The 16285-nt window shown below is 62.9% G+C and carries 12 protein-coding genes; 7 read left to right on the forward strand and 5 right to left on the reverse strand.

Annotated elements, in window-relative coordinates; all coding sequences use genetic code 11:
- Positions 1-11: 11 nt before the first annotated feature.
- The gene (locus tag V7M64_RS03890; RefSeq protein ID WP_333677158.1) at positions 12-383 is read right to left on the reverse strand and encodes a general stress protein; all 372 of its coding nucleotides are present in this window, start codon (positions 381-383) and stop codon (positions 12-14) included.
- A gap of 310 nt (positions 384-693) precedes the next feature.
- Positions 694-1032 (reverse strand): hypothetical protein, encoded by a 339-nt coding sequence (locus V7M64_RS03895; protein ID WP_333677159.1) that lies wholly within the window; start codon positions 1030-1032, stop codon positions 694-696.
- Between the two features lie 66 nt (positions 1033-1098).
- Here V7M64_RS03895 and V7M64_RS03900 point away from each other — a divergent pair, with 66 nt between their 5' ends.
- The 3 genes from V7M64_RS03900 to V7M64_RS03910 all read left to right on the forward strand — a co-directional run bounded on the left by V7M64_RS03900 (position 1099) and on the right by V7M64_RS03910 (position 4061).
- Positions 1099-2526, forward strand: coding sequence for an Nramp family divalent metal transporter (locus V7M64_RS03900; RefSeq protein WP_333677161.1), 1428 nt, complete (start codon positions 1099-1101; stop codon positions 2524-2526).
- A 104-nt stretch (positions 2527-2630) separates the two neighbouring features.
- On the forward strand, positions 2631-3140 hold the full coding sequence (locus V7M64_RS03905) for a DUF892 family protein (protein WP_333677163.1): 510 nt from the start codon (positions 2631-2633) through the stop codon (positions 3138-3140).
- A gap of 51 nt (positions 3141-3191) precedes the next feature.
- Positions 3192-4061, forward strand: coding sequence for a manganese catalase family protein (locus V7M64_RS03910; protein ID WP_333677165.1), 870 nt, complete (start codon positions 3192-3194; stop codon positions 4059-4061).
- 189 nt (positions 4062-4250) lie between these two features.
- On the opposite strand, the gene V7M64_RS03915 is transcribed toward V7M64_RS03910, so the two are convergent.
- Both V7M64_RS03915 and V7M64_RS03920 read right to left on the reverse strand, forming a co-directional pair.
- A complete protein-coding gene (locus V7M64_RS03915; RefSeq protein WP_333677167.1) occupies positions 4251-6599 on the reverse strand; it encodes a heavy metal translocating P-type ATPase in 2349 nt (782 codons plus the stop codon).
- On the reverse strand, positions 6596-7021 hold the full coding sequence (locus V7M64_RS03920) for a heavy metal-responsive transcriptional regulator (protein ID WP_333677169.1): 426 nt from the start codon (positions 7019-7021) through the stop codon (positions 6596-6598). Before V7M64_RS03920 ends, V7M64_RS03915 begins: the two co-directional genes overlap by 4 nt.
- A gap of 313 nt (positions 7022-7334) precedes the next feature.
- On the opposite strand from V7M64_RS03920, the gene V7M64_RS03925 reads away from it, so the two are divergent.
- On the forward strand, positions 7335-9107 hold the full coding sequence (locus V7M64_RS03925; protein WP_333677313.1) for a chloride channel protein: 1773 nt from the start codon (positions 7335-7337) through the stop codon (positions 9105-9107).
- Positions 9108-9261: 154 nt separating this feature from the next.
- Positions 9262-10005 (forward strand): DUF4336 domain-containing protein, encoded by a 744-nt coding sequence (locus V7M64_RS03930; protein WP_333677171.1) that lies wholly within the window; start codon positions 9262-9264, stop codon positions 10003-10005.
- Positions 10006-10156: 151 nt separating this feature from the next.
- Here V7M64_RS03930 and V7M64_RS03935 read toward each other — a convergent pair whose 3' ends face one another.
- The gene (locus V7M64_RS03935) at positions 10157-11998 is read right to left on the reverse strand and encodes an ABC transporter ATP-binding protein (RefSeq protein WP_333677315.1); all 1842 of its coding nucleotides are present in this window, start codon (positions 11996-11998) and stop codon (positions 10157-10159) included.
- 243 nt (positions 11999-12241) lie between these two features.
- On the opposite strand from V7M64_RS03935, the gene V7M64_RS03940 reads away from it, so the two are divergent.
- Both V7M64_RS03940 and V7M64_RS03945 read left to right on the forward strand, forming a co-directional pair.
- Entirely contained in the window at positions 12242-14674 is a 2433-nt protein-coding gene (locus V7M64_RS03940; protein ID WP_333677172.1) for a DUF3772 domain-containing protein, read from the forward strand.
- A gap of 618 nt (positions 14675-15292) precedes the next feature.
- A complete protein-coding gene (locus V7M64_RS03945; RefSeq protein ID WP_333677173.1) occupies positions 15293-16258 on the forward strand; it encodes a hypothetical protein in 966 nt (321 codons plus the stop codon).
- Positions 16259-16285 lie beyond the last annotated feature (27 nt).

Consider the following 16285-nt stretch of genomic DNA (forward strand, 5'->3'; position numbering starts at 1 on the left):
CGCGTAACGCCTCAGGTATTCTTGTGACCCTGCCGCCCGGCCTCCGCATGCTGCTCGCTGCTGCCGCCGTTCGAACTGGCACCGTTCGAACGTGAACCGCCATGGCTGTTTTCCCCGCCCTTGCGGCCAATATCTGCCATGTGCTCGCGATTCTCGCTCACGGCTTCACCGCCTTTCTGCCCGATGGCGGACATATGTTCGCGATTCTGGCTGACGGCTTCGCCACCCTTGCGCCCGGCTTCGCGCGCTTCTTCGGAACTGAATTCGTGCGCATGGCCGCTCTGGTGCGCCGCACGTCCACCCTGGCTGGCGATTTCACGCTGCCGCGCTTCGTCCATGCCGGCGAACCCGCGGCCACCACGACTACCGTTTTCATTTGCCATTTCTTTACTCCAGATCAAAACCCCGCGCGGCACGCCTGTGTGTCGCACGCAACGATCTTCCCTAAGCTCATCTGTAGCGGAGGTCTCTGCGCGGTGAAAAGCGCTTGCACGAAAAAGGCGCCGGACAGGCGCCTGTCTGCTAAGCGAGAGTGCAGTAGAAGCGCGCGTCGTAGCGGATGGGGTGACGAACGGCGCGCCGCTTCTACTGCCACAACCGCTTTACGGAGCCCCCAAATGAAAATCCTCGCTTGCTTTCGGCTTCCGCTGCCGGATTTCATCCCGGCCTGTCGCTTCGATCCGATCCCTGGCCTCATGAATACATCGATGCATCGTCGACGCCATCGGCAGGACTGGCCGCCGCGCTAGCGGCAGGACGGCCGCTACGATGGATGTCATGCGCGGCCGAAGACGGTGAGGCATCTTCCCGCACATGCAGACCCAGCATGTCGAACACCTCCTCGAACGAACGGTGTTCACCGGCCAGCGCAGGGTTGGCGTCGTATTGGGTCGCGGCCCGGCTGTATTCTGCGCGCAGCCGCTCCCACACGGCTTCCTGATCTGGTTGCGCATCCAACAAGGCGCGCAGCACCGTGACGATGGCGCAGGTCGTGCCGGCGAATGAAACGCTTTCGTCTTCGATCGATTCCATGGCGCACCTCGCATGTTGCTCGCCGCGAGCATGCCCTGCTGGGGCAAAAGCCCTTGTCTTTGCCGGATGAACGAGCTCATCGACAGCGCCCGGCCACTGCGATCGCACCATGCTGCATATGCATTTGCCGCACGGCTCCCTCCTGTACGCATCATCTGCACGCTGCGCTTTCTAGCATCAGGCGCGCATTCCTCTTGCGGAAACCGCTACGTGGACGTCCGGCACGATCCCGCCCAAACCCATGCCAACGAGATAGCCATGCGCGAGATGCGCGCCGTCCTGGCTGGCAAGCGCCGGGGCATGCGCGCGCTGCTGCCGTTTGCGGGGCCGGCCATCGTGGTATCGGTGGCGTACATGGACCCGGGCAACTTCGCCACCAATATCCAGGCCGGGGCGCACTATGGCTACGGGCTGCTGTGGGTGGTGCTGGTGGCGAATATCGTCGCGATGCTGTTCCAGGCCCTGTCGGCAAAACTCGGCATCGTCACCGGACGGAACCTGGCGGAACTGTGCCGCGAACAATTTCCCCTCCCGCTGGTGTGGCTGATGTGGGCGATCAGCGAGATTGCCGCGATGGCGACGGACCTGGCCGAGTTTCTTGGCGGCGCGATCGGCGTGAGCCTGATTTTCAATCTGCCATTGTGGGCCGGCATGGCGACCACCGCCATCGTCACCTACGGGTTGCTGCTGCTGGAACGAAGCGGATTTCGCAAAGTGGAACTTGCCATCGGTGCGTTGGTGGGAGTGGTGGGCCTGTCGTATCTGCTGGAACTTCTGATCGCACCGGTGGACTGGGCCCAAGCAGGAAAACAGCTGCTGGTGCCGCGCTTGCAGGACTCGCAGGCCCTTCTGCTGGCGGCGGGCATCATCGGCGCCACCGTCATGCCGCACGCGCTGTTCCTGCATTCCGGTTTGACGCAGCACCGTTTTCCATCTGCGAGCGAAGCGGAGCGCAAACGCGTGCTGCGCTTCTCCAACATCGAAGTAACGATTGCGCTCGGCATCGCCGGTTTGATCAACATCGCCATGGTGCTGATGGCGGCCGCGGCGTTCCATGCCGGGGACACGCGCGTGGCTGAAATCCAGAACGCCTATCACAGCCTCACGCCCCTGCTTGGCCGCGCGGCGGCGATAATTTTCCTGGTGTCGCTGATGGCGTCCGGCCTGTCCAGTTCGACCGTCGGCACGATGGCCGGACAATTGGTAATGCAAGGCTTCGTTGGGTTCACGATCCCGCTGTGGCTGCGCCGGCTGATCACCATGTTGCCCAGCTTCGCGGTGATCTATGTGGGCGTCAACGCCACGCAAGCACTGGTACTCAGCCAGGTGGTACTGAGCATCGCCTTGCCGTTTCCCATGCTGGCGCTGATCTGGTTCGTATCCAGCGAACGCACCATGGGTGTGTACCGCGTCAACCCACCCACCCTGTTGGCAACGGTCGCTTCGGCGATTTTCATCCTCGCGCTCAATACGTTGTTGCTGCTCAAGACGTAACGGTGTTTCACGCATTGACAGGCGATTGACCGCATGTCGACCCGCATGCGTCCACATTGGCGGCGCGGGCGACCGTCTGGTCCGCATGCGACGAGGAATCACCGATGGCCGAACACAACGAAAACCTGCTCGACTGGTTGCGCAACGCCCATGCCATGGAACAGCAGGCAGAGCAGATGCTCAAAGCCCAGGCATCGCGCATCCAGCACTACCCTGAATTGAAAGCGCGCATTGAAGCGCATATCGACGAAACCCTGCAGCAGCAACGCATCGTCGAGGATTGCATCACCCGCCTCGGTGGCAAGCCGTCGGTGGCGAAAGACTTCGCCGCCAAGACCATGGCCTTTGGCCAGGCCGTGGGTGGCATGGCCAACGCGGACGAAATCGTAAAAGGCGCCATCGCCGGCTACGTGTTCGAGCACGTGGAAATCGCCACCTACACCACGCTGATTGCCGCGGCGCAGGCAGCCGGCGACGCTGCCACCCAGCGTGCTTGCGAAGCCATCCTGCCACAGGAACAGGCCATGGCCGACTGGTTGCTGAAACATCTTCCGCAAATCACCACGCAGTTCCTCGCGCGTGACGCCACCGAAGGCGTCGTCGCCAAGCGCTAACGCGGCAGCCTGCGTGCTGCACGCCCATCTCGACTACGGAGACCCTACGCCATGTTTTCCCATAACAAGCGGTTGCAGTATTCCGTCCACGTTTCCGAATCCAATCCTGGCCTTGCCAACCTGATGCTGGAGCAGTTCGGCGGCCCGCAAGGCGAACTCGCTGCCGCCATGCGTTATTTCACACAGGCGCTGGCCGAAGAAGACCCCGGCCGCAAAGACATGCTGATGGACATCGCCACCGAAGAGCTGAGCCATCTGGAAGTGATCGGCTCGATCGTCGCCATGCTCAACCGCGGCGCCAAAGGCGAACTGGCCGAAGCAGTCGCCGAAACGGGCGAGCTGTATCGTTCGCTGCAGGGCGCGGGCAACGATTCGCACGTCACGCAGATCCTCTACGGCGGCGGCCCGGCGCTGACCAATTCCGGTGGCATACCGTGGACCGCGGCGTACGTCGATTCCATCGGCGATCCCACCTGCGACCTGCGCTCCAACATCGCCGCCGAAGCGCGCGCGAAGATCATTTACGAACGGCTGATCAACGTCACCGACGATCCTGGCGTGAAAGATGCGCTCGGCTTTTTGATGACACGCGAGATCGCACACCAGCTTTCCTTCGAGAAAGCGCTGTACGCGATCGAACCGAACTTCCCGCCCGGCAAGCTGCCCGGCAAGCAGGAATTCGCACATGTGTACGTCAACACCTCGCAAGGCGAAGGCGATACGCGCGGGCCGTGGAACAGCGACGAGAACTTCACCTTCATCAGTGATATCGATGATTTCGTCGCGATGGACGGCGGCGATGGCCAGGCCAAGGTAAAACTGGACTCGGAAGACCAGGCGTGCGTGAAGGCGTTTGCAAGACGAACGGCGTCGAATGCGAAGAGCAATCCGACCACGGGTGCGGAGTTGGGCGGGCGTTGACGCTGGGTGAGGAATGAACCTCTTGAGATGTTCATTCCGTCATTCCGGCGGAGGCCGGAATCCAGTCAAAACATGTTGTGCGCAGCACACGACACTTTTTTATCCTGAGTGCTTCGCACGACGTATTTGAATTGGTTTCCGGCCTTCGCCGGAATGACGGCAAAGTGTGACGATGCATTTCATCTCTGCCTACGAAAGCCTGCGTAACCGCAATGCATTGCTCACCACCGACACCGACGACAAGCTCATCGCCAATGCCGCCACCATCGGTGACAAGGTGATACCGAACAACGGATACAACGCGCCCGCCGCCAACGGCACGCCCAACGCGTTATAGATAAAGGCAAAGAACAAATTCTGCCGAATATTTCGCACCGTCGCTTTCGACAAGGCACGCGCGCGCAAGATGCCGCTCAGCTGTCCTTTCACCAGCGTGACCTGCGCGGTTTCCATCGCCACGTCGGTGCCCTGCCCCATGGCAATGCCGACATCCGCCGCCGCAAGAGCCGGGGCGTCGTTGATGCCGTCGCCGGCCATCGCCACGCGCCGCCCTTGCTTGCGCAGGCTTTCAATCACCGCTGCCTTGCCGGCCGGCGATACGCCGGCATGCACTTCGTCGATCGCCAGCTCGAGCGCTACGACATTGGCGGTGGTGGCGTGGTCGCCGGTGAGCATGACGATGCGCAAGCCGGCTCTTTTCAGGTCTTTCAGCGCTTGCGGCGTGTCCAGCTTGATGGGATCGCTGACGCCGAACAAACCCGCCACCTTGCCGTTTACCGCCAGGAACATCACGGTGACGCCTTCGTTGCGCAAGGCTTCCGCGCGCGCCAACGTTGCCATTGCCAGCGGCACCTCCAGCTGTTGCATCAACGATGCGTTGCCGAAGGCCAGCCGATACGTCGATGTTCGTCCGCTGACGCCACCGCCTACCTGGGCCTGAAAATCGTCGATGGCTTGCAAATGCACGCCTTCATCCTTGGCCGCCGCAATGATCGCCTTGCCGAGCGGATGTTCGCTCGCCTGCTCCAGACTTGCCGCCAGGCCCAGCATCTGTTCGCGCGTGTGGCTATCCATAGCGCATACGGAAACAAGCGCGGGTTTGCCCTCGCTGAGCGTGCCGGTCTTGTCCAGCACCAGCGTATCGACGTCGCGCATGGCTTCGATCGCCGCGGCATCCTTGAACAGCAAACCCTGCTGTGCGCCCCGCCCGCTCGCTACCATGATCGAGATCGGCGTCGCCAAGCCCAAGGCACACGGGCAAGCGATGATCAGCACTGACACCGCCGCGATCAGCGCGTGCGCCAGCCGCGGTTCCGGACCGAACCATGCCCAGCCAGCAAAGGCCAGCACCGCTATCGCGATCACCGCCGGCACAAACCATGCGGCGACACGGTCGGCCACGCGCTGCAGCGGCGCCTTGCTGCGTTGCGCCTGCGCTACTTGCGCGACGATTTGCGCGAGCATGGTGGAGGCGCCAACCTTTTCCACGCGCATGGTCAGTGCGCCCTGCTGGTTGACGGTGCCGCCGGTGAGCGGATCGCCCGGCGCCTTGCTTACCGGCATGGGCTCGCCGGTGAGCATGGCTTCGTCCACTTGGGCTTGGCCACTCAATACCACGCCATCCACCGGTATTTTTTCGCCAGGGCGGATGCGCAGTTCATCGCCGGCTTGCACCTCATCCAGCGGCACGTCGCGTTCTTCGCCATGCGAGATACGCCGCGCCGTCTTCGGCACCCGGCCCAACAAAGCTTTCAAGGCGGCGCCGGTGCGGCGGCGTGCGCGCCATTCCAGGAAATCGCCCAGCGTCACCAGCGTGACGATCACCGCGGCGGATTCGAAATACACGCCGACACGACCGTGCGCATCGCGAAAACCCACCGGAAACAGCTGCGGCGCGAGAAACGCCAGCATGCTGTACAGCCACGCCACGCCGGTACCTACCGCGATCAGCGTATACATGTTCGGTTGCCACGGTTTGAGCGAACGCCAGCCGCGCGCGAAGAACGGTGCACCGCCCCATAGCACGACCACACTGGCGAGCGCGGCTTCCAGCCATCCGGTAGCGGCACCCGCGTGCATGCCTGCGTGCGGCAACATGCCCAGCACGAATACTGGCAAGGTCAAGGCGACCAGCAACCCCAGGCGGCGCGACATGGCGCGCGCTTGGCCGCTGTCGTCCTCGTCCAGGCTTGGCATCATCGGCTCCAGCGCCATGCCGCATTTCGGGCAATCGCCGGGGTGGTCCTGCTGCACTTCCGGATGCATCGGGCAGGTGTAGATCGCGCCTGGCACGACGGGCTGCGGTGCGCGTTGCGAATGATGATGGTGGTGATGATGGTCAGGCATAGCCGGCGCGGCATCGGCATAACGCGCGGGCTCCGCATCGAACTTCGTCTTGCATCCAGCGCAGCAGAAATAGAACCTCTGACCCGCGTACTCGCTGTGATGTTTTGCGCTGGCCCTGTCCACGCGCATGCCGCAGATCGGATCGCGCGCGTCGCCTTCTGCTTGCTGGCAGCACGAACCCTGCGCGCTCATGCCTGCGGCTCCTCATCGGCCAATGCACGCAGGATCGGGCACTGCTCCGGGTCGCCGTGCCCCGGGCACACCTCGATCAATTGCTGCAGGCCCGCGCGGATGCGCATCAGTTCGGCAATGCGCGCGTCGATGCTGGCCAGGCGCTGCTCAGCGCGCTTGCGCACTGCCCGCACGCCGCCGCGGCGGTCGGTGGAGAGCGCGAGCAGATCGCGGATTTCGTCCAGCGTGAAGCCCAGTTCCTTGGCGCGGCGGATGAAACGCAGCCGCTTGATCGCCGATTCGTTGTAGCTGCGGTAACCGGAGGCACGGCGCAGCGGCTCCGGCAGCAGGCCTTCGCGCTCGTAGTAGCGGATGGTGTCGATGGGAACGCCGGCGCGCTTGGCGACGGTACCGATGGTGAGGGAGGCGGTTGGTGTGTTCATGGGCGAAGTCTAGACCTTTGATCTAGGTCCAGAGTCAAGCGTGGCGGCCCGTGCTTGCTTGATAGGCAATCTCGCGATGTCGTCATTCCGGCGAAGGTTCGCCGGAATGACGAGCGAAAAAAAAGCGCCCAACCCGCGGCTCCCCCGCGCTGCACCAATTCATTTCCCAGCCAGCTACTACACACATATCCCTGTAACCTTGCGCGCACTTCAGGGGCTACTCATCCACATGCATTCACCGAATAACGAATCCCATACCCGCGCCTCGGTTCCGCTGGCGCCATCGCTGGACCCTACCCTCGCCGCCGCGCACATGCCGCGCCAGTTCCGGCCGCTGGATTGGCGGGTGCTGTGGATCGCCTTTGTCGCCATGCTGCTGGGCGGGGTGGTGGCCGTGGTGGCCAAGGTGCTGACGGCGCTGATCGGCCTTATTACCAATCTTTCTTTCTATGGGCGCTGGAGCTATGACTTCAGCAGCCCGGCCGGCAATCACCTGGGACTTTGGGTGATCGCGGTGCCGGCCATCGGTGGCTTGATCGTCGGCGTGATGGCGCGCTGGGGTTCGCGCGCCATTCGCGGCCACGGCATTCCCGAGGCGATGGAACAGGTGCTGCTCAACGAAAGCCGCATCCCGCCGCGCATCACCTGGCTGAAGCCGGTGTCCTCGGCGATCGCCATCGGTACCGGCGGCCCGTTCGGCGCCGAAGGCCCGATCATCGCCACCGGCGGTGCGCTGGGTTCGCTGATCGCGCAGCTGATGCACGTGACGGCCGACGAGCGCAAGACGCTGCTCGCGGCCGGTGCCGCCGCAGGTATGGCGGCCGTGTTCTCGGCGCCGATTTCGGCCGTGCTACTGGCCGTCGAACTGCTGTTGTTCGAACGCCGCGCGCGTTCGCTGATCCCCGTCGCGCTGGCCGCCACCGTGGGCACCGGCTTCCGCTACGTGCTGGAAGGCAATGCGCCGATGTTCGCGATGCCGGTGCTGGCGACGCCCACCTTGTCCGCGATAGCGGCGTACATCGTGCTGGGCGTGCTGGTGGGCGTGGTCAGCGTATGGATCACCAAGTTCACTTACGCCATCGAGGATTACTTCGAGAAGCTGCCGATCCACTGGATGTGGTGGCCGGCGCTGGGCGGCATCGTGGTCGGCATCGTCGGCTACTACATGCCGCTGACGCTCGGCGTGGGCTACACCAATATCTCGGCCGTGCTGAGCGGCAGCATCGGCATGAGTGCGATGCTCGCGCTGTGCCTGTTGAAGCTGCTGTCGTGGTCGGTGGCGCTGGGCAGCGGCACCTCGGGCGGTACGCTGGCGCCGCTGTTTACCATCGGTGGCGCGATGGGCGGCGTGCTGGGCATGGCGCTGGCCAGCGTGGCGCCGTGGCTGCATGTCGATCCGCACCTGGCGGCACTGGTGTGCATGGCGGCGATCTTTGCCGGCGCATCGCGCGCGTTCCTGACCTCGGTGGTGTTCGCCTTTGAAACCACGCAGCAACCGCACGGCCTGTTGCCGCTGCTCGGCGCCTGCGCGGCGGCGTATCTGGTTTCCGGCCTGATGATGCGCAACACCATCATGACCGAGAAGATCGTGCGCCGCGGCGTGCGCGTGCCTTCGGACTACGCCGCCGACTACCTGGACCAGATCTACGTGCGCGACGCCTGCAGCCGCGACGTGGTGAGCCTCAAGGCCGACCAGACGATTGCCGGTGTGCGCCAATGGTTGGCTTCGCAAGGCGCCAACACCAAGCACCAGGGTTTCCCGGTGCTCGATGCGCAAGGCCAGGTGATGGGCGTGATCACGCGGCGCCAGCTTTACGATGCCAACCTCGCGCTCGATACGTCCGTGCAATCGCTGATCAAGGTGGCGCCGATCGTGGTACGCGAAGACCACACCTTGCGCGAAGCCGCCGATCACATGGTGGAGCGCGAAGTGGGCCGGCTGGTGGTAGTAAGCAAAGAGCAGCCGCACCGCATGGTGGGCATCATCACGCGCGGCGACCTGCTGGTGGCGCATGCGCAGCGGCTGCGCGAGGCGCGGCATGCATCGCGGCATTTGGATCTGGGTAGAAAGCCGGCGGCGCCGTGACGTCGCGCATCTGGACCATCACGAAAAACTCTGCCCATCCCCGCTCCGGGGATGGGCCAAGGAGCGGCAGGAACCAGGCGTCGCAGGCTGGAGTGGAATTCCCGTTCGAATGGCCCTGACAAAGCTGGGAATTCGTCCTGGCCAACCAACCATCATGACCGACTTGATGCTTTACCAACCCATCAACGTCCCCAAGCCTATCGGGCCGGATATCTGGATCGTCGACGGCCCGATCGTGAACATGTCGGCCGCGTTCGGAATGCACGCCCCATTCCCGACCCGGATGACCGTGGTAAAGCTCGCGCAAGGCGGCTTGTGGTGCCACTCGCCGATTGCACCGGACGAGGCGCTGTTCCGCGCGCTTGATGCCATCGGGCCCGTGCAGCATCTGGTCTCTCCCAACAAACTGCACTACACCCACATCGCCGCGTGGAAGCACCGTTATCCAAACGCTGTCGCGTGGGCTTCGCCGGGCGTGCGCGAGCGCGCACGGAACCAGCGCATCCATGTCGCTTTTGACGCAGACCTGGAAGACGCGACGCCGCTGGCATGGCGTGCGGAAATGGATCAACTCCGCTTTCGCGGCAGCAAGGTCATGGAAGAATTCGTGTTCTTTCATCAGGCCAGTCGAACGCTGGTTCTGACTGACCTGATCGAGAATTTCGAAGCCGGGAAATTGCCGCGCATGTTGCGCTGGGTGGGGCGGTTCGGTGGCGTACTGGATCCGGATGGCAAGACGCCGCTGGACTGGCGTTCGACCTTTCGCAAATCCATCGCCCGCGAGGGCTTCGCCTCCATCCTGGCCTGGCATCCGCAACAAATCATCCTGGCGCATGGGCGTTGCTATCTCGCCGATGGCGAACACGAATTGAAGCGGGCGTTTCGCTGGCTCACCTAGGGATGCCCTGATCCAATCCACGCATCCGTCCCCACACCGCATGCGCGGCCTGCCAGGCCGGGCCGGTCATCTCCGCGCCACGCAACACGCTTCGCGAGCCTTATGGACGTCGGGTACGTGGAATAGATCGGAGCATCACTCGATCAGTCCGTCACACCAACGCATCATCTGCCGCCACAAACCCACCCGTCTGCCGCTGCCACAAGCGCGCGTACAAACCGCCATGCGTGATCAACTCCGCATGCGTGCCGGTTTCCACCACCTTGCCCTTGTCCATCACCACCAGGCGATCCATGCGTGCGATGGTGGAAAGGCGATGCGCGATGGCGATGACGGTCTTGCCTTCCATCAATATTTCCAGGCTTTCCTGGATGGCCGCTTCCACTTCCGAATCCAGGGCGGAGGTTGCTTCATCCAGCACCAGGATCGGCGCATCCTTCAATAGCACGCGTGCAATCGCGATGCGTTGGCGCTGGCCGCCGGACAGTTTCACGCCCCGCTCGCCGACCAGCGCGTCCAGTCCGAGGCGGCCTTCGCCATCGACCAGGTTGGGAATGAATTCGTCGGCGCGCGCCTTGCGGATCGCTTCGCTCAGCTGCGCTTCGGTGGCGTCCGGGCGGCCGTAGAGCAAGTTGTCGCGCACGGAACGATGCAGCAGCGAGGTGTCCTGCGTGACCACGCCGATCTGCGAACGCAGGCTTTCCTGGGTCACCTGCGAGATGTCCGTACCGTCGATGGTGATGCGGCCGTCTTCCAGGTCGTACAGGCGCAGCAGCACGTTCACCAGCGTGGATTTGCCCGCACCCGACGGCCCCACCAGGCCGATCTTTTCACCGGGTCGCACTTTCAGATCCAGCCCGGACATCACGCCGCCCTGCTTGCCGTAATGAAAGTGGATGTCATCGAAGCGCACCTCGCCGGCCACCACTTCCAGCGGCATGGCGCCTTCCTTGTCCTGCACGGCGCGCGGTTGCGCGATGCTGGTGATGCCATCCTGCACGGTACCGATGTTTTCGAAGATGCCGTTCACCACCCACATGATCCAGCCGGACATGTTGTTGATGCGGATCACCAGGCCGGTCGACAGCGCAATCGAGCCAACGGAAACCCTGCCCTGGCTCCATAGCCACACGGCGACGGCCGAGGTACCGACGATCAGGAAACCGTTGAGCGTGGTGATGGCAATGTCCATCGAGGTGGTGAGGCGCGTCATGCTGCGCAGCTTGTTGGTCTGCTCGCCCATCGCCTCGGCCACGTAGCTTTCTTCGCGCTGCGTATGCGCGAACAGCTTGAGCGTGAGGATGTTGCTGTAGCCGTCGACGATGCGGCCCATCAATTTCGAGCGCGCCTCGGAAGCCGCCCAGGAACGCTTGCGCGTGCGCGGAATGAAGATGTAGAGCGTGCCCACGTAACCGAACAGCCATACCACCAGCGGCGCGGCGAGCCAGCCGTCGGCATGCGCGAACATCACCACCGCGCTGCCGTAGTAGATCGCCACGTACCAGATCGCATCCACGATCTGCACCGCCGATTCGCGCAACGACGCGCCCGTCTGCATGATGCGGTTGGCGATGCGCCCGGCGTAATCGTTCTGGAAAAAACCCAGGCTCTGGCGCATGACGTAACGGTGGTTCTGCCAGCGGATGCGGTTGGTCAGGCTCGGCACGATCGCCTGGTTGACCAGCATGTCGTGCGCGCCGATGAACAACGGACGCAGCGCCAGCGCGACAAACGCCATCCACAGCAATTCGCGTCCATGGACGGCGAAGAAATCCTTGCCCGGCACGCCCTTGGCCATGTCGACGATGCGGCCGATAAAGCCGAACAGCGACACTTCCACGATCGCCACGCCGAAACCCACCAGGATCGCCACCGCGAACACGGGCCACACCTGGCGCAGGTAGAACACGTAGAACCGCCCCACGGACTTGGGCGGCATGGTGTCCACCGGATCCTTGAAAGCGTCGATGAGGGATTCGAACCAGCGGAAAATCATGGCGCGGAGTCCATTTGGGCGAGCCAATGAGATGGGGTCGAGGCGGGCACTATACAGGGGCGAACTTGCATTACCGTCACTCGGCGAAGGCCGGGGCTCAGTGACGTTTGGCTCTCGAGCGTCACTGAGCCCGGCTTTGGCCGGGGTGACGATGGAGTGCCTGAATGCTAACCCCGCGTGAAACTTCCATCCGCGAAGTAACAATTGACCATCGGCGGCGCCATTCGGATCATGCCCGCCATGCCACATTTCCTTCGTAAGCTCATCGTCCCCTGCCTGCTGGCCGGTTTGCTGCTATCGGGCGGGCATTCGGCATTGGCGCAGAACACGCCGGATGCTTCCAATCCCCCCGCGGCTGCGCCCGCGCGAGACCCGGCGCAGACACTGGCCTCCCTCAGCAAACAGCTGGACGACATCAAGACCGCCTTCAACAGCAAGGGCGGCAATGCATCGTTGAATGAGTTGCGCGATCAAGGCGGCAAGATCCAGCAACAAGCCGACCAACTGGTGCAGACACTGACCCCGGAACTGGAAAGCGTGCAGACGCGGCTGACCGTGCTCGGCCCCGCGCCGGCGGCCGGCGCCCCGGCGGAAACGCCGGCGGTGAGTCAACAGCGCCGCCAGCTGGAGCGCAGCAAATCCCGGCTGGACGGGCAGATCAAACAGGCGCAGCTGTTGAGCCAGGATGCGGTGAAGTTCGCCTCGCAGGTGGTCGAGGCGCACAACGAACAGTTTCAGGCACAGCTCGGTTCGCGCACCAATTCGCCGCTGGGTATCGCCTTCTGGCGCGACCTGAAGAAAGCGTTTCCGGATGACAACGCACGCATCGGCCACGTCAAGGATCTGCTGCTCGAAGATGCCCGCATTGCGTGGGAGCCCGACAACCGCCAACCACTGCTGCTGTGCCTGATCGGCGCGCTGCTGCTGATCGTGCCCGGCCGTTCGTTGGTGGAACGCCTGGCGCTGGCCATCGCCAGCCGCTACCTGCCCGACGGACATCTGCGGCGCAGCGCGATGACGGCTGTCTTCACCCTCACCGTTACCTTGTCGCTCGGCCTCGCCGCGTGGCTGGCGTACCAGGGCTTCAACTGGAACGACACGCTGGATGACGAGGTGCAGGCCTTTGCGCAAGGACTGGTGCGCACGGTGTTCTTTGCAGCGTTCGTGGCCGGCTTGGGACGCGCGCTGCTTTCGGTACGGCACCCTTCCTGGCGCCTGCCGGCGTTGACCAAGTTCACCGCACGCAGCCTGCGCTGGTTTCCGTGGCTGCTGGGCGGCGCATTTCTGCTGCTGGGTTTGCTTGGGCGGCTGAACACGTTGTCGGGGGCCAGCCTGCCGGCAACGGTTTGCACGCGCGCGTTTCTCGCCTTGCTGATTACCGGCCTGGTCGGCGCGGCCTTGACCCGGGCCAAGCGTGCACGCACCACGCAGCGGCAGGAAGGCGAGAAGCCTCCGCAACACGCGCTATGGGTCGGCGGGCTGTTCGGGCTGGCCATGCTGGGCGTGGTGGTGGCGTGGCTTGCGGTGCTCACCGGCTTCGTGGCGCTCGGCTTCTTCATCTCCTGGCAGATGCTGTGGATCGGCATGATCGTGGCGTCGCTGTACATGCTCTCGCACCTGCAACGCGATCTGTTCCACAGCCTGCTCAACCCGCATGGACGCAGCGGCCATCGCCTGCAATCCACCTTCAGCATCCAGCCGAACATGCTGGAACAGGCGTCGACGGTAGCCTCTGCCGTCGCGCAGATCCTGTTGCTGCTGGTCGCGGTGGGCACGCTGCTGGTGCCGTTCGGCGGCGGCCCGCAGGATATCTTCGCGCACATCGGCAATGTGTTTTCCAGCCTCAAGGTGGGCCAGCTCACCATCAAGCCGGGGGCGATCTTCAACGCCTTGCTGGTGTTCGCACTGGGCATGGTGGCGGTGCGCATCGTGCGCCGCTGGCTGGCCGACCAGTTGCTGCCGAAGACCACGCTCGACATCGGCATGCAGAACTCCATCGTCACGCTGATCAATTACGTGGCGGTGGTGATCGTGGTGGCATTGGCGCTGCGCACCGCGGATGTGAGCCTGGAAAGCCTGACGTGGATCGCCAGTGCGTTGTCGGTGGGCATCGGCTTCGGCTTGCAGGCGATCGTGTCGAACTTCATTTCCGGCCTGATCCTGCTCGCGGAGCGGCCGGTAAAAGTGGGCGATTGGGTGAGCATGCCCGGCGTGGAAGGCGACATCCGCCGCATCAACGTGCGCGCCACCGAGATCCAGCTGAGCGATCGCTCCACCATGATCGTGCCCAACTCGCAGTTCATCACGCAGAACCTGCGTAACGTCACGCACGGCAACGCACTCGGCCGCGTGAAACTGAGCCTGCCGATGCCGCTGGATACCGATGCGGCAAAGGTGCGCGAAATCATGCTGGAAGCGCTGCATGCCAACGAAGCGACCCTGGATACGCCGGCCCCGGCGGTGACGCTGGACGACCTCACCACCACCGCGATGACTTTCAGCGGCGTGGCCTATGTGCACAGCCCCCGCGAAGCTTCGGCGGTGAAGAGCGCACTGCTGTTCGACATTCTGTCGCGGTTGGCGAAGGCGCAACTGCCGCTGTCGACGCCGCAGAACATGATCGTGCGGAATCTGGGGCCGCTGGGCGAGGACAGCCCTGCCGCCCCGATGTAGGTTGTGGGGCAAGCGCCCCTAGGCCAATGGCATTAACTTAAGGCAACACTGATCAAGTATCGCCGTCGTCACCAGCCCTGTCTGTTCGCAGGCCACAGGGCCGTCGGCGAAGGCAGACTGGCGCATCGTCGAGACGGGGACCTGCGGCATGCGGACAGACAGGGCTGGCCCCAACAGGTTGAATTCAAAGTGATGGGGTGATGTCTGGAAGGCCCGCAGGCTGCGCCGCGCGGCTTGGCAAGACGGCCAGTCTTCCCGGCGCCACGCGACACACCCTGCGAGCCTTCCAGGCATCATGACGACGGCGATACTTGATCAGTGTTGCCTTAAGCACCGTCACCCCGGCGAAGGCCGGGGCCCAGTGGCTTTCAGGCGCGAAAAAGTCACTGCATCCCGTCTTTCGCCGGCGTCACGATATATGCACCGCCGTTGCCGGTGGCTATCGTTCGATAATTTCTCCCATGCTCAAGCGTGTCCGGCGAAGTCATTTCGTGCCGGGAAATATTTCTATAAACCATTCGATTATAAGAAAACACTTCTTCTGATTATCCAAATTAGCGCCTCGCTTCTGAAATTGCATTAATTCAGAGCGTTCATCGTGGAAGAGGAGAAAAAGCCATGCAAATAACAAGCGCTACGCCAGCGGATTACAGCCACTTCTCCCACCAGCCCATTGACGCGAGCACCGGCCATGCCCAGCCCGACCCAACAACGCCTCAGATCGTCCATGTCGAGCGTCCGGCCGGCACCCCGCCTGGCGCTCCGGAGACCGAAGACCGGGGCCGCGACGATCTGCCAAGGGACCTCACGAACTACCAGGTTCCTAGAAATAACCTGCTCGGATTGACGCGCGATAAAAATGGAATCTATACACGCGTCCATCGCGACGGGAGCAAAAGTCATTTTCTCGAACAGGACGGAAACGTTTATCGGGTAGCCAATTTCGACAGGCAGACCACGAGTTGGGGCGTACTTGATCCATGGTCGCAAAGAGAAGCTACCAGGGTAGGGTTGAAGGGCCGCGAATGGGTACAGATAGAACAACCCGCCTCCCATTATCCGCCGGGCTTCAGAGGTCGCATACTGCGCGCCCTGGACGTCGCCATCGACAATATCCAGAAAGCGAAGAACCAGCTCGGGCGCACCTGGAACAAGACAACCCAGTGGGCGATGAACAAGCTATTTGGTCCACAAGCGTCAACGCCATGGGGTAGGCAACGCATCGAGGCACAACTGGACGGAACACTCAAAGCCTTGCAAAAAAGCAAAAGAGAAGGCGCGTCGAACCTTCAGATAGGTAGTCCAGGCGGCCCCAACAGTCCCTCTGCCGTGGCCTTCGACAACGGCACCGTTCAATTCTCCCAATATACGTTGAGAACGTGGCGCGATGCCGATCTGAATGAATTGATGGTGCACGAGCACACTCATATAGGCGTCGGCACCAGGGATAACTGGTATCTCGATCGCAATATCAACCGGCTCAATAACTTTGGCGGCTGGCAGAGTCCATTCACGTTCGGCAACGCATTGAACAACGCCGATACGGTGGCCCGGAGCGCCAGTTTTCTGGCCAACAACAGCTGATTTCGCATTGGACAAAAAACTGCAAGA

This window comes from Dyella sp. (genome assembly GCF_036746095.1).
Lineage (GTDB): Bacteria > Pseudomonadota > Gammaproteobacteria > Xanthomonadales > Rhodanobacteraceae > Dyella_B.

Bases quoted from the DNA above. Each gene is read 5' to 3' on its own strand.
- V7M64_RS03900 (WP_333677161.1), top strand. From the start codon at position 1,099: ATGAACGAGCTCATCGACAGCGCCCGGCCACTGCGATCGCACCATGCT.
- V7M64_RS03930 (WP_333677171.1), top strand. From the start codon at position 9,262: ATGACCGACTTGATGCTTTACCAACCCATCAACGTCCCCAAGCCTATC.
- V7M64_RS03905 (WP_333677163.1), top strand. From the start codon at position 2,631: ATGGCCGAACACAACGAAAACCTGCTCGACTGGTTGCGCAACGCCCAT.
- V7M64_RS03910 (WP_333677165.1), top strand. From the start codon at position 3,192: ATGTTTTCCCATAACAAGCGGTTGCAGTATTCCGTCCACGTTTCCGAA.
- V7M64_RS03915 (WP_333677167.1), bottom strand. From the start codon at position 6,599: ATGAGCGCGCAGGGTTCGTGCTGCCAGCAAGCAGAAGGCGACGCGCGC.
- V7M64_RS03890 (WP_333677158.1), bottom strand. From the start codon at position 383: ATGGCAAATGAAAACGGTAGTCGTGGTGGCCGCGGGTTCGCCGGCATG.
- V7M64_RS03920 (WP_333677169.1), bottom strand. From the start codon at position 7,021: ATGAACACACCAACCGCCTCCCTCACCATCGGTACCGTCGCCAAGCGC.
- V7M64_RS03925 (WP_333677313.1), top strand. From the start codon at position 7,335: ATGCCGCGCCAGTTCCGGCCGCTGGATTGGCGGGTGCTGTGGATCGCC.
- V7M64_RS03895 (WP_333677159.1), bottom strand. From the start codon at position 1,032: ATGGAATCGATCGAAGACGAAAGCGTTTCATTCGCCGGCACGACCTGC.
- V7M64_RS03940 (WP_333677172.1), top strand. From the start codon at position 12,242: ATGCCACATTTCCTTCGTAAGCTCATCGTCCCCTGCCTGCTGGCCGGT.
- V7M64_RS03945 (WP_333677173.1), top strand. From the start codon at position 15,293: ATGCAAATAACAAGCGCTACGCCAGCGGATTACAGCCACTTCTCCCAC.